10 protein-coding genes are annotated in these 13,886 nt (G+C 64.3%); 4 read left to right on the forward strand and 6 right to left on the reverse strand.

Annotated features, from left to right (window positions below; translation table 11 throughout):
• The 6 genes from IB258_RS21610 to IB258_RS21635 form a co-directional block, all read right to left on the reverse strand.
• On the reverse strand, positions 1-2,686 hold a 2,686-nt coding region (locus IB258_RS21610), incomplete at its 3' end, for a retention module-containing protein (RefSeq protein ID WP_192353186.1).
• 84 nt (positions 2,687-2,770) lie between these two features.
• The gene (locus tag IB258_RS21615) at positions 2,771-3,427 is read right to left on the reverse strand and encodes a response regulator transcription factor (RefSeq protein WP_054458286.1); all 657 of its coding nucleotides are present in this window, start codon (positions 3,425-3,427) and stop codon (positions 2,771-2,773) included.
• Between the two features lie 19 nt (positions 3,428-3,446).
• On the reverse strand, positions 3,447-4,868 hold the full coding sequence (locus tag IB258_RS21620) for an HlyD family type I secretion periplasmic adaptor subunit (RefSeq protein ID WP_192353187.1): 1,422 nt from the start codon (positions 4,866-4,868) through the stop codon (positions 3,447-3,449).
• A 7-nt stretch (positions 4,869-4,875) separates the two neighbouring features.
• On the reverse strand, positions 4,876-7,041 hold the full coding sequence (locus IB258_RS21625) for a type I secretion system permease/ATPase (RefSeq protein ID WP_370539850.1): 2,166 nt from the start codon (positions 7,039-7,041) through the stop codon (positions 4,876-4,878).
• Positions 7,025-7,237, reverse strand: coding sequence for a hypothetical protein (locus IB258_RS21630; protein ID WP_042792889.1), 213 nt, complete (start codon positions 7,235-7,237; stop codon positions 7,025-7,027). The genes IB258_RS21625 and IB258_RS21630 overlap by 17 nt, the downstream gene beginning before the upstream one ends.
• A gap of 24 nt (positions 7,238-7,261) precedes the next feature.
• Positions 7,262-8,755 carry a TolC family outer membrane protein gene (locus IB258_RS21635; RefSeq protein ID WP_054458283.1) on the reverse strand — a complete coding sequence of 498 codons (1,494 nt, stop codon included), beginning with the start codon at positions 8,753-8,755 and terminating at the stop codon, positions 7,262-7,264.
• Between the two features lie 527 nt (positions 8,756-9,282).
• Between IB258_RS21635 and leuC the strand changes: the two genes are divergently transcribed.
• From leuC to asd, 4 genes are all read left to right on the forward strand, one after another.
• On the forward strand, positions 9,283-10,686 hold the full coding sequence (gene leuC, locus IB258_RS21640) for a 3-isopropylmalate dehydratase large subunit (RefSeq protein WP_054458282.1): 1,404 nt from the start codon (positions 9,283-9,285) through the stop codon (positions 10,684-10,686).
• Between the two features lie 25 nt (positions 10,687-10,711).
• Positions 10,712-11,362 (forward strand): 3-isopropylmalate dehydratase small subunit, encoded by a 651-nt coding sequence (gene leuD / locus IB258_RS21645; RefSeq protein WP_054458281.1) that lies wholly within the window; start codon positions 10,712-10,714, stop codon positions 11,360-11,362.
• Positions 11,363-11,397: 35 nt separating this feature from the next.
• Entirely contained in the window at positions 11,398-12,474 is a 1,077-nt protein-coding gene (gene leuB, locus IB258_RS21650) for a 3-isopropylmalate dehydrogenase (RefSeq protein ID WP_042792892.1), read from the forward strand.
• Positions 12,475-12,723: 249 nt separating this feature from the next.
• Complete coding sequence (asd, locus tag IB258_RS21655; RefSeq protein WP_054458280.1) at positions 12,724-13,854, forward strand: aspartate-semialdehyde dehydrogenase; 1,131 nt, start codon at positions 12,724-12,726, stop codon at positions 13,852-13,854.
• The last annotated feature ends 32 nt before the right edge of the window (positions 13,855-13,886 follow it).

The raw sequence follows: 13,886 nt of genomic DNA on the forward strand, positions 1-13,886 counted from the left end.
TCTGGCCGGCGGGGACCGTGCCCTTGGCCACGCCGACGACGTTGGTGACGTCCGCGCCGAGGGTGTCGGCACCGGTGCCGGTGATGACGTTGCCGGAGGCGGTCAGTGCGGTGTCTTCCGTGACGGAAGCGGTGTCGGGCTTGGCTTCGGGCGCGGTGTCGGTGATCTGGATGACCAGGTCATTGCTGCGGGTCTCGCCGGCAAAGTCCGTAACGGAAACCTGGAAGAGGTCGCGGACCGAATCGTCGCCATTGGAGTGATCGGCGGCTCCGCCAGTTTCCTGGTAGGAGTAGGTGATCTTGCCAGTGGCGGCGTCGTAATTGGTGACGGTCAGCACCCCCTTGTCGGTGGCGATGACTACCGGGTTGGCGGCGCTGGCGTTGCTGACGTCCTTGCCGCCCACCGTGACCTTGTCGACGCCGGCCTCGGCGGAGACGGTCACGGAACCGGTGACCGTGGCGCCAGACGCTTCGGCCACATTGTTATGACCCGCCGTCACATCGCCGTCGCTGTCTTCAGGCGTGATCACCGGAGGAGCGTCGGTCTGGCCGGTGACCGTAATGGTCAGGGTGGCAGTGCTGGTCGCGCCTTGCGCGTCGGACACGGTGTACGTGATCGACGTCGTTGCGGTCTGGCCGTCATTCAAATACTGGAATGCCGTGCCGGGGTTGAACGTGTACGTGCCGTCGGCGTTGAGCGTGAACGTGCCGCCATTCGAACCGACGACAGGCTTGCCGACGTCGGCGTCGGCGCCATTGACTTGCGAAACGCGGATGGTGTCGCCGTCCGGATCGCGATCGTTGCCCAGCACGCCTTCGGTAACGTGGTCAACGACCAGGGGCTTGTCTTCACCGGTGGTGCCTTCGTCATTGGTGGCGACCGGGACGGGGTTGCCCACGGTCCAGACGAAGGTCTGGGAGACGGTTGCGCCCGACTTGTCGGTGGCGGTGACGGTGATGAGGTACTCGCCCTTGACGCCCGTGTTGGTGTGATCGGACGCCCAGTTGGCGAACTGGCCGGTGAAGGTGCCGGTGGTGGGGTCGAACTTCAGGCCGCCGGGGATGTGGTCGACCGAGTAGACCAGGGAGTCGCCGTCGTCGAGGTCGCTGAAGAAGCCGGACAGGTTGTAGTTGACGACATCGCCGTCCATGTTGTCCTGGTTCTGCAGGGCAACTGCGGTCGGCGCGTCGTTGGTGCCGGTGATTTCGACCGTCAGCGTGGCGGAGCTGGTGCCGCCTTGGCCGTCCGTGACGGTATAGGTGATCGAGCTGGTCGCCGTCTGGCCCGCGGCCAGGTGCTGGAAGGCATTGCCGGGATTGAACGAGTACGAGCCGTCGGGATTCAGGGTGAACGTGCCGCCGTTGGAGCCGGCCGTCGGCGTGCCCACGTTGCCAGTGGCGCCGTTGACTTGCGACACGGTCAGGGTGTCGCCGTCCGGGTCCACGTCGTTGGACAGGACGCCGTTCTGGGCGTTGACGTTGAGCGTGGTGTCTTCGTCGGTGGTGCCGTTATCATCGGCCGCCGTCGGCGCAGGGTTGGTGACGTCCCAGTTGAAGTCCTGGGAAGTCGTGGCGCCGGACGGGTCGGTGGCGGTCACCGTCACCGTGTAGACGCCATTGTTGCCGCCTTGCGAGGCGGAATGGTCGATGGTGCCGGTGATGATGCCGGTGTTCGGGTCGATGGTCAGGCCGGGCGGCAGGCCGGTGGCGGTAAAGGTGAGCTTGTCGCTGGTGTCCGGGTCCGAGAAATGGCTGGAGACGTTGTAGCTCACGCCGGTCTGGGCGTCGATGCCCGAGGTGTCGGCGATGGAGGTGGACACCGGGCCGTCGTTGGTGCCGGTGATCGTCACGACGACGTTCGCCGTGGAGGTGGCGCCGCTGGGATCCGTGATGGTGTACGAAACGGTACTGGTGGCCGTTTCGCCCACGGCCAGGTGGCCGTATTCGTTACCCGGGTTGAAGACGTAGCTGCCGTCGGGCAGGACCGTGAAGGTGCCGCCGTTGCTGCCGTTGACCGTGATGCCGGCCGGGGTCATGGGGCGGCCGCTGACCGAGACGATCGCCAGCGGGTCGCCATCGGGATCCGAGTCGTTCAGCAGCAGGTTGCCGCGCACCAGGCTGTTCTGCTCGCCGCTGCCGGTATCGTTCAGCGCGTTGGGCGGGGTGTTGACGGTGGCCGGAGTGGCTTCATCGTCGCCGCCGGCGCCGGTGCCGGACAGGCGGGGCAGGATCTCCTGGCCACGGCTGGGGTTCGGGTAGGCCAGGTCGAGCGGGGTGGTGGTTTCCAGGATGCGGGCCAGGCGCACGAAGCTGCTGCCGCCGGCATCGCCGCCGCCGGCCACGACGGCAGCGGTGGGATCCAGTTCATCGAACGGGTCGCGGCCGTCGCGCAGGGCGGCCAGCAAGCGGTCGGAGTCGGTGCCGGAGGGCGGAGCCACAGCCGCTTCGGACGGGTCGGCCAAGGGGCCGGTCATGTCGCCGGTCACGGCAACCTCGCGGCCTTCGCCGATGACGATCGGCATGCCGTTCTCGACCTGAAGCGAAACCGTGGCGCCCGAGGCAGTGACCACGTCGCTGCCTGCGGGGACCTTGCTGCCTTGATGCAGTTCAGTCAGGGAACCGTCGCTATTGCGTATCCACGCGCGACCGGAGATTTCGTTGACGACTGCGGGAGAGGTGTTGGCCATGTTGGTTCCGTTTCAGGGAGTTATCCAAGATGGCCAGATACTAGATTGCGCCGCCGGCGCGGGATATTGTCCTCAAGGACAGTATCAGGAAGTAATTTTGATTTTGGCGTCGGCGGGGGCAGAAATGCCGTGGACGAGCAGGGCGAGCTGCAGGCGGTCGGTTACGCCCAGCTTTTCGAAAACGGCTGACAGGTGGGCCTTGACCGTGCGCTCGGTGATGCCCAGGGCTTCGGCGATCTGCGCATTGGCCTGGCCGCTGGAGGCATAGCGGGCCACGGTGATTTCACGCTCGGTCAGCACGCCGCCATCCCAGGCGTGCTCGTCCTGGGCGCGCTCGGCGACCAGCTTGAGCAGCCGCGACACCAGCGAACGGCCCATCCAGATGCCGCCGGAGGCGACGACTTCCAGCGCCTGCGACAGCGAGGCGGCCGAGGCATAGCCGTGGCAATAGCCATGCGCGCCGGCGCCCAGCACCCGGGTGCCTTGCTCGTCGTTAGGACTGGGGCTGGCGACCACCACGTGCAGGTCCGCCAGGGTCGCGGCCCAGATGGGATCTTGCCAGGACGGCAGCCGGGGCAGGTCCGCATCCAATACCGCCAGAGTGCGGCCCTGTTCGCGCCAGCGTTGCAGGTCGGCCAGGCCGCGCCCGCGGGCCGCCAGCCAGCGGGCCGGATTCAGGCCGCGCCAATGCTGCCACAACAGGTCGTCGTGCGTAATCAACAGGACAGGAACGGGTTTCATAAGGCCTTGCAGCCCTCCTTTAACGTTCGGTAAAGGCATTCGCCTTGGCGCGCAGTATGGGCTTGAGCAGGTACTGCAGCACCGTGCGCTTGCCAGTCAGGATATGAACCTCCGCCACCATCCCGGGGATGATGGGCAACAGTTTGTCGCCTACCGTGCTGCGATCCGTGCGGACCCGCACCACATAGTAGGAATTGCCTTTCTCGTCGGTCACGGTGTCCGCGCCGATCTGTTCCACCTTGCCTTCGAGGCCGCCGTAAATGGCGAAGTCGTAGGCCGTGAATTTCACTTCTGCCTTCTGGTCGGCATGCAGGAAGCCGATGTCGCGCGGCTGGATGCGGACCTCGAGCAGCAGCGTGTCGTCCTTTGGCACGATCTCGATGATGTCCTTGCCGGGCTGGACCACGCCACCGACCGTGTTGTTGAACAGCGTCTTGACCGTGCCGCGCACCGGGGCGCGGACCTCGGCCAGCTTTACTCGGTCGGCCAGCGCCAGCTTGCCTTGGCGCAGGGTCGCCAGCTTGGTGTTGGTTTCCGACAGCTCGTTGCGGGCCTGGTTGCGGATGTTCAGCTCAGCTTCCTGAAGCTTGCTTTCGGCTTCCTTGATGGAGGCCTGGAAGCGGTCGATCTGGGCTTCGGCGCCTTTTTGTTCGCCGCAGTAGCGGGCCACGTCGCGTTGCAGGCGCAACAGATCGACTTCGGACACGGCGCCGCTCTTGAGCAGGGGACGGGTCACCTGCAGCTCGCGCGAGGTCAGACCGCAGCTGGCCGCGGCCTGGTCGCGCTTGGCGATCGTTTCGCGCAGATCTTCCTGGCGTTGCTTGAGTTGTTCGCGCGCGACGTTGACCGTGGCGTTCAATTCAGTGGTGCGCGCTTGCCAGGCATTGCGCTCCATTTCCACCAGCCCGGGCGCCTGCGTCAGCACTTCCTCGGGAGCCACGAAGGGTTCGCCCGTGGCCAGGGCCTGCAGGCGGGCAGCCTTGGCGAGCAGGGAAAGGTATTCGGCGTTGTTCTCGCCCAGCGACGAGGCGAACCGGGTGGAGTCGATCTTCAGCAGGATCTCGCCCGCCTCGACTTCCTGGCCCGGGCGCACCAGGATTTCTTCGACGATGCCGCCGTCCAGACTCTGGATGATCTGGACCTGGCGCGAGGGCACGACCTTGCCTTCGCCGCGGACGACTTCGTCAATGCTGCCGGTGCCGGCCCACAGCAGCAGGCCGCCGGTGGCCAGCAGGCTGACCCACAACAGGATGCGCGAACCGCGCGCCTGCGATTCATGGATGACCCATTCGGCGTTGCCGACGTAGTCGGAGCGTTGCTGGGGCTTGCCTTTTTCGGCGCCGTCCAGCAAGCGGTCGAAGAAGAACACGAAGACGCCGCGCAGCATGCGCCACAGGCTTCCAAACATGCCGTGCCGGGTTTCGCCAGGATTGTTCAGCATGGTTTCCTCAGCTTCCGCGTCCGACGCGTCCTTGACGCAGTGCCTCGACCACTTGCTCCTTGGGACCGTCAGCCACGATATGGCCGTTGTCGATCACGATCAGGCGGTCGACCAGGTCCAGCAGGGCGGTGCGGTGCGTGACCAGCAGGATCGTCTTGGTGGCGCTGGCTTCACCCAGCCGCTTGCGCAGCTGCGCTTCACTCTGGTGATCCATGTTGCTGCTGGGTTCGTCCAGCAGCAGGATGGGCGGATCGTTGATCAGGGCGCGGGCCACTGCCACCGACTGGCGCTGGCCGCCGGAGAGGGACTCGCCGCGTTCGCCGATGACCATGTCGAAGCCGTCGGGGTGCAGGTTGGCGAAATCGGTGACGCCCGCCATGTTGGCGGCTGCCAGGATGCTGGCGTCGTCAGCGTAGGGCGCGCCCATCGCCAGGTTGTGCTTCAGGCTGCCATAGAACAGCAGCGGGTCCTGCGGCACGTGGCCGATGGCGCGGCGCACGTCGGCCGGATCGATCTGCCGCACGTCCACGCCGTCCAGCAGGACTGCGCCCTCGGTGGGCTGGTACAGCGCCAGGGCCAGCTTTTCCAGCGTGGTCTTGCCGGAGCCGATGCGGCCAATGATGCCGACCTTTTCGCCCGGCTTCAGCTTGAAGGACACTTTCTTCAGCACCGGCTGCTTGCTGCCGGGATAGCTGAAGGTCACGTCGCGGAATTCAATGCCGCCATGGAAGACGGGACGATGCAGGAATTCGGCTTCTGCCGGACGTTCGATCGGCAGCTTCATATAGTTGTCGATCGAGCCCAGCGAGGTGCGAGCGTTCTGGTACTGCATGAGCAGCCCGGCGACCTGGCCGAGCGGGGCCAGGCAGCGCCCGGCGATCATGGAGGCGGCGATGATGCCGCCCATGGAAATGGCGGATTCCTGGGCCTGGTAGACGCCGATGATGACGACGGAGATCGACACCAGTTGCTGGACGGCCTGTACGAAGCCGACCGTCGAGGACGAAATCAGCTTCAGTTTGCCGCCGGTCAGGGCGATGTACTCGGTGGCGCGTTCCCAGTTGCGCTGGATGGATCCCTGCGCGTTGAGCGTCTTGACGGACTCCAGGCCGGTCAGGGCCTCGACCAGGGTCGCGTTGCGCTGCGACGACGCTTGGTAGGAGGCCATGGTGAGGGATTCCATGCGGGCTTGCGCGGCCAGCGACACCAGCAGGATCAACACGATCGCGACCAGCGGCGGCAGCACCATCCAGGGCGAAATCCAGGCCAGCGCCAGCAGGAACAGCAGAATGAAGGGCAGGTCCACCAGGGTGGTGATGGTGGCTGACGCGATGAAATCGCGAATGGATTCGAACGAACGCAGGTTGGCGGCGAAGGATCCCACCGACACCGGCCGGCCCTCCATGCGCAGGTCCAGCACGCGTTCCATGATCTGCGCGGACAGGCGCACGTCGACCCGTTTGCTGGCGCTGTCCACGACGTGGGAGCGAGCGGTGCTCAGGATCATGTTGAAGATCACGACCAACGTGATGCCGATGGCCAGCACCCAGAGCGTTTCGACGGCGTTGTTCGGCACGACGCGGTCATACACGTTCATGGTAAACAGCGGCATCGCCATTGCGAAGACGTTGATCAGCAGGGCGGCGATCAGCGCGTCGCGGTACAGGCGCCGGTTTTCCATGATGGCGGCCCAGAACCAATGGCGCTCGCGCACCTTGGCGACTTCGGGCGCGCGCGCGTCGAAGCGGAACTGCGGGCGCACGAAGCACACCAGCCCGGTGTATTGCGCCGATAGTTCCGCGGCACTCATTTCCATCGAGCTGCCGCCCAGTTCGGGGTGGCTGACGACGTAGTTTTCGCCGTCTTTCTTCAGCAGCAGGCAGGCGCGTTCGCCGTTGAGCAGCAGGATCGCGGGCAGCAGGTCCTGCGAAATGCTGTCCAGCGTGCGCTTGACCACGCGGGCGGAGAGCTGCGCGCGCGCGGCGGCGCGCGGCAGCAATGCCGGCGTCAGTTTGTGTTCTTCCAGCGGCAGGCCGGCCGACAGCGCCTGGGCCGTCGCCGTCACGCCATGGAGCCGGGTGATTTCAACCAGGCAATCGAGCAGCGGGTCGTCATGCGCCGCGCGCGCGTCCGCGCGCCACTCCCGGGCCGCCATTTCAGATAACTTGTCCATCTTCGTCATCCAGCAGGTCGAGGTGTTCGGAGAGGCGCGCGCGCTGTTGCTTGCGCTGGGTCAGCTTTTGTTGAGCCTGGATAGGCAGGTCGGTCATACGCAAGGTGCCATTGGCTATCAGCGCGTCGATCAGGTCTTCCAGGACGCGGACGAAGTCCGCATCCAGTTGTGAGAAGTCGTTGCCCTGTTTCTGCATATGGTCTCCTTGCGCTTGCGTCACCTAGGGTTTGGCCTTGGGCGAGTTTACCGGGATGAACGTGGGCGGCAGATTGCCCTCGTTGTATTGCACGCGCACGGGCGCCAGGCGGGCCGAGTCGGGGATCGTCGAATTGCAGAGCTTGATGACTTCGTCGGAGACTTCCAGCTTGCCGTTTTCCTCGGGCATTTCGTTGCGCGCGGGCTGCAGCGACAGCGCCGGCAGCAGTGCGTGCGACAGCGCCAGCCAGCGGTATTGCGCGATCTGCAGGTCATACAGCGCGTTGGTCAGGGCGCGGCGCGATTCGAACAATTCGTTTTCGGTGTCCAGCAAGTCCAGCAGCGAACGCTGGCCGATCTGGAATTGTTGGCGGTAGGCTTCCCGCACCTTGGTGGTGGCCACTTCGTGGTCGCGCAGGAAGGGCAGCTTCTGGTTCAGGCTGGCGACGTTGTTCCAAGCCACGGCCAGGTCCTGTTGCACATTGCGGCAGGTGTAGTCGCGGATGTCGCGCGCAGCATAGGACTGCGCGGAGGTCTGGCGCACGCGGGCGGAGTCGGAGCCACCGCGATACAGGTTGTAGCTCATGACAACCTGGACGCTGGAGTTCTGGATGTCGCGGTTTTGCGGCGTGGGATCGTTCTGGTCGCGGCCGGTGGCGGCCACGAATTCGAACTTCGGCGAGAAGGCGCCCTTGGACGAGGCGACGCCCGCTTGCGCGGCCTGCAGCCCGGCCTGCTTGGACAGGAAGCTGGGGTTGCGGCGCAGCGACTCGTTGAAGTCGGCGGGCTTGACCGGCAGCTTGCCGCTGATATCGGGCGTAGGCTGCATCGCTTCAGGGGGCAGGGCGCCGGTGACGCGCTGGAAACGCTGCTGCACGTCCAGCAGGTTGGCGGTCTCGGTCATCAGATTGGTCTGGGCCAGCGCCAGGCGCCCGCCGGCCTGTTCCAGGTCGACGCGGCGGCCCACGCCCGATTCGGCGCGCTCGTTGATCTGCTTGAGCGTTTCTTCGTGCAGGGTGTAGTTCTGGCGGGCCAGCAGTTCCATGTCGCGGTAGCGCTGCAGGTCGATATAGGCCTGCACTGCGCTGAACGCGGTGTTGTCGCTGGTGGCCAACAGGTCATAGAAGCGCGCCAGCTTGTCGAAGCCGGCTTGCTTGACGTCGTTGCTCGTACGGAAGCCGTCGAAAATCAGCTGACGCAATTCCACGCTGTAGCCGGGACGGCTCCAGCTTTGCGACCCGACTCCGGGCACGTTGTTGCGGTACTCGCGGCCCACATAGCCTTGCGCATTGATCTGCGGGAAGAACGCGCCGCGGGCAACGGCCTGGCCTTCCAGCGAAGCCTGGAAATCATGGTACTTGGCCTGGATTTCCGGGTTGCTGAGCAGGGTCTGCTCAACGACCTGGTTCAGTGTGACCCCAGCTGCCCCGGAGGCGGGAGCTGCTGACTGTGCAAATGCCGCAGGAACGAATGCCAGGGCAAGGACCGAAGTCGTGCTTTTGAGCAAAAACGAAGCCATAGTGATTATTCGCGAGTCGAGTTAGGAATTAATGGCCGCCATATTGTGTGGAAATGTCAGATTTGACGAGTCAATATTTGTTAATTCTTGACGAAGTTTTCCGGTCGGCAGTTTGAGTTTCTTCGCGCATCATCTCTTAATTAGCTTGAATTTGCACTAATTTCGCCATATCCCGGATTTTTGATCCGGTTTAATGCAGGATAAATGCGGTTTATTGCGCTTTATTTCGTTGTTTGGGTGAATCCAGCGCACAACGATTATATCGGTTTGATAATTTTGTATCTGTTTTAAATACCTGAATTTGTATCTGTAACTGTTTGATTGCAGTTCGATTGAGGTGTGGAAATAGGACGAAGTGACCCTCGCCATGTCCTAGCATGGTAGTGTTAGTACTGGTATATAAGGTGTAGTTGTACTAGGTTGAGACCCTGTGCATAATTCGCTCATGCCGCAGTGGCTGGCGCCCGGGGATCATTGTTTGAACCGCGCGCGGCACGAGCCGGATTGTCTATTTGCAGAGCGCATCCATGGCCCAAACTCTTTACGACAAACTCTGGGACGCCCACGTCGTCCACCAGGAATCAGACGGCACCTGTCTGCTCTATATCGACCGCCACCTGGTGCACGAAGTCACCAGCCCCCAGGCGTTCGAAGGCCTGGCGATGGCCGGCCGCAAGCCGTGGCGCACGGGCGCCAACCTGGCGGTGGCGGACCACAACGTGCCGACGCTGAACCGCGCCCAGGGCATCGACGATCCGATTTCGCGCCTGCAGGTGGACACGCTGGACGCCAACTGCGAAAAGTACGGCATTACCGAATTCCGCATGAATGACCTGCGCCAGGGCATCGTGCACGTGATCGGCCCGGAGCAGGGCGCGACCCTGCCCGGTATGACCGTGGTCTGCGGCGACTCGCACACCAGCACGCACGGCGCGCTGGGCGCGCTGGCCTTCGGCATCGGCACCTCCGAAGTGGAGCACGTGCTGGCGACCCAGACGCTGCTCATGAAGAAAGCCAAGAGCATGCTGATCAAGGTCGACGGCGAATTGCCCTTCGGCTGTACGGCCAAGGATGTGGTCCTGCACATCATCGGCATCATTGGCACGGCCGGCGGCACGGGCTACGCCATCGAGTTCGCCGGCAGCACGATCCGCTCGCTGTCCGTGGAAGGCCGCATGACCGTCTGCAACATGGCCATCGAAGCCGGCGCCCGTTCGGGCATGGTGGCGGTGGACGACAAGACCGTCGAGTACTTCCGCGGCCGTCCCTTCGCGCCCACGGGCGTGCTTTGGGATCAGGCGGTGGGCTACTGGCGTACCCTGCATACCGATGAGGGCGCCAAGTTCGACGCCGTGGTGGAAGTCAACGCCCGCGACATCAAGCCGCAGGTCACCTGGGGCACGTCCCCGGAAATGGTGCTGCCGGTGGATTCCCGCGTGCCGGACCCCGATCGCGAAAAAGACGACGTGCGCCGCAGCGGCATGGAACGCGCCTTGCAGTACATGGGCCTGAAGCCCAACACGCCGCTTACCGATATCCGTGTGGATCGCGTGTTCATCGGTTCTTGCACGAATTCGCGCATCGAAGACCTGCGCGCGGCTGCGGCGGTCGCGCGCGGCAAGCATGTGGCCTCCAATGTGCGCCAGGCCATGGTGGTGCCGGGCTCGGGCCTGGTCAAGCAGCAGGCCGAGCGCGAAGGCCTGGACAAGATCTTCATCGAGGCGGGCTTTGAGTGGCGCGAGCCGGGCTGCTCCATGTGCCTGGCCATGAACGCCGACCGCCTGGAACCGGGCGAACGCTGCGCCTCCACCTCGAACCGCAACTTCGAGGGCCGGCAAGGACAGGGCGGGCGCACCCATCTGGTCAGCCCGGCCATGGCCGCCGCCGCCGCCGTCGCCGGCCATTTCGTCGACGTCCGCACTTTCCGTTAAGCGTCACGCACCGAGTACCGACATCATGCAAGCATTTACCACTCACGAAGGCCTGGTGGCTCCGCTCGACCGCGAAAACGTCGATACGGACCTCATCATTCCCAAGCAGTTCCTCAAATCCATCCAGCGCACCGGCTTCGGTCCGAACCTGTTCGATGAACTGCGCTACCTGGACCATGGCGAACCCGGCATGGACAACAGCAAGCGTCCGCTGAATCCGGATTTCGTGCTGAACCAGCCGCGTTACCAGGGCGCTTCGGTGCTGCTGGCGCGCAAGAACTTCGGCTGCGGCTCCAGCCGCGAGCATGCGCCCTGGGCGCTGACGCAGTTCGGTTTCCGCGCCATCATCGCGCCGTCCTATGCCGACATTTTCTTCAACAACAGCTTCAAGAACGGCCTCTTGCCCATCGTTCTGTCGGAACTGGAAGTCGCGCGCCTGTTCGACGAAGTGAAGGCTTTCCCCGGCTACAAGCTGCGCGTCGACCTCGACCGCCAGGTCGTGGTGGCGGCGGATGGGCGCGAGATGGGTTTCGACATCGAACCGTTCCGCAAATACTGTCTGCTCAACGGCTTTGACGATATCGGGCTGACCCTGCGCCAGTCGGACAAGATTCGCGCCTTCGAGGCCGAGCGCCTGGCCCGCCATCCGTGGCTGGAAAGCCGTCCCATCGCCTGACGCCACCATTCTTCTGATTACAGGATCGTTTTCGTATGACTCACAACATCGCAGTCTTGCCGGGTGATGGCATCGGCCCGGAAATCGTCGAACAGGCCGTGCGCGTCCTGAAGGCGCTGGACGTGTCCTTCGATATCAAGCAAGCGCCCGTGGGCGGCGCCGCCTTCGATGCGTTCGAACATCCGCTGCCGCCGGCCACGTTGAACCTGGCCAAGGAATCGGACGCCGTGCTGTTCGGCGCCGTGGGCGACTGGAAGTACGACAGCCTGCCGCGCGAGTTCCGCCCCGAGCAGGCCATTCTGGGCCTGCGCAAGGCGCTCGGCCTGTTTGCCAACCTGCGTCCTGCCATCCTGTATCCGGAACTGGCCAGCGCCTCGTCGCTGAAGCCCGAGATCGTGTCCGGCCTGGACATCCTGATCATCCGCGAGCTGACTGGCGACATTTATTTCGGCACGCCGCGCGGCGTACGTTCTTCACCCGACGGCGCCTTCGCCGGCGAACGCGAAGGCTACGACACCATGCGCTATGCGGAATCCGAAGTGCGCCGCATTGCGCGCATCGGTTTCGAATCGGCCCGCAAGCGCAACAAGAAGCTGTGCAGCGTGGACAAGGCCAACGTGCTGGAGACCTCGCAGTTCTGGCGCGACATCGTCATCGAAGTCGCGCGCGAGTATCCCGACGTGGAGCTGTCGCACATGTATGTCGACAACGCCGCGATGCAGCTGGTGCGCAACCCGCGCCAGTTCGACGTGATCGTGACCGGCAACCTGTTCGGCGACATCCTGTCCGACGAAGCCGCCATGCTGACCGGTTCGATCGGCATGCTGCCTTCTGCTTCGCTGAACGCAGGCGGCCAAGGCTTGTATGAACCCAGCCATGGCTCCGCGCCCGATATCGCCGGCCAAGGCATCGCCAATCCGCTGGCGACCATCCTGTCCGCGGCCATGCTGCTGCGCTATTCGCTGAATCTGGCGCCGCAGGCCGACCGCATCGAGGCCGCCGTGCGCCGCGTGCTGGCCGACGGCCTGCGCACCGCCGACATCTTCGAACCGGGCACGACCAAGGTTGGCACGGCGCAGATGGGCGACGCGGTGCTGAAGGCGCTGGCCTGATCTTCTCGGGATCGAGCCGCCGGGCGCTAGCGCGCGTGGCGGTTGAAGCACCGTAAAACAAGGGGTGGCCCGGCTGGGCCGCCCCTTGTTTTGCTGTTGTGGCGTCGCCTCGAAAGCGCCCTGTATCCATTGCGGCCCCTATTATTTCTAGCTGCGCCGCAACATCCGGCCGTGCATTCTGATAAATTGTTGAATTGCACGGCTTTTTCCCCTGGACCCTAGTCTCCACACCTTTAAAGAGCGATTGAAATGAATCAAGCAGTAGGCCTTGTCGGCTGGCGCGGTATGGTCGGCTCGGTGCTCATGCAACGCATGCGCGACGAGAACGACTTCGCACTGATCGAACCGGTGTTTTTCTCCACCAGCAACGCTGGCGGCGCCGCGCCCACTTGGGCCACTGGCGCAGGCCCGCTGCAAGACGCCTACAACATTGACGCTCTGAAAAAACTGCCGATCATCGTGACGGCGCAAGGCGGCGACTACACCTCCGAGGTCTATCCCAAGCTGCGCGGCGCAGGCTGGAACGGCATCTGGATCGATGCCGCCAGCACCCTGCGCATGGCCGATGACGCCATCATCGTGCTGGATCCGGTCAACCGTCCGGTCATCGACGCGGCGCTCAAGCGCGGCGTGCGCAACTTCATCGGCGGCAACTGCACGGTCAGCTGCATGCTGATGGGCCTGGCCGGCCTGTTCAACAACGACCTGGTCGAATGGATGACCTCCATGACCTACCAGGCGGCTTCCGGCGGCGGCGCGCAACACATGCGCGAACTGCTGACCCAGTTCGGCGAGATCAATCAATCGGTCAAGTCGCTGCTGGACGATCCCGCGTCGGCCATCCTGGAAATCGACCGCGGCGTGCTGGCCAAGCAAAAGGACCCGGCGCTGCCCCACGAGCACTTCGGCGTGCCGCTGGGCGGCAACCTGATTCCCTGGATCGACAAGGATCTGGGTAACGGCATGTCCAAGGAAGAGTGGAAGGGCGAGGTCGAGACCAACAAGATCCTGGGCCGCGGCGCCGCCTTCGGCACGCCCGCCACGCCGATCGACGGCCTGTGCGTGCGCATCGGCGCGATGCGCTGCCACAGCCAGGCGCTGACCATCAAGCTCAAGCGCGATGTGCCGCTGGACGAGATCGAAGCGCTGATCGCCGAAGGCACGCAGTGGGCGAAGGTCGTGCCCAACACCAAGGAAGCCACGGTTTCCGCGCTGACTCCGGTCGCCGTTACCGGCACGCTGGACATTCCGGTGGGTCGCCTGCGCAAGCTGTCGATGGGCTCGCAATACCTGGGCGCTTTCACCGTGGGCGACCAGTTGCTGTGGGGCGCCGCCGAGCCGCTGCGCCGCATGCTGCGCATTGCGCTGGCCGAAGCCTGATGCCGTCGCAGGCGGCGTTCGGCGCCGCCTGA

The sequence above is a fragment of the Achromobacter sp. ACM02 genome (genome assembly GCF_014851605.1).
In the GTDB taxonomy this organism is placed as follows: Bacteria; Pseudomonadota; Gammaproteobacteria; order Burkholderiales; family Burkholderiaceae_B; genus Achromobacter; species Achromobacter aegrifaciens.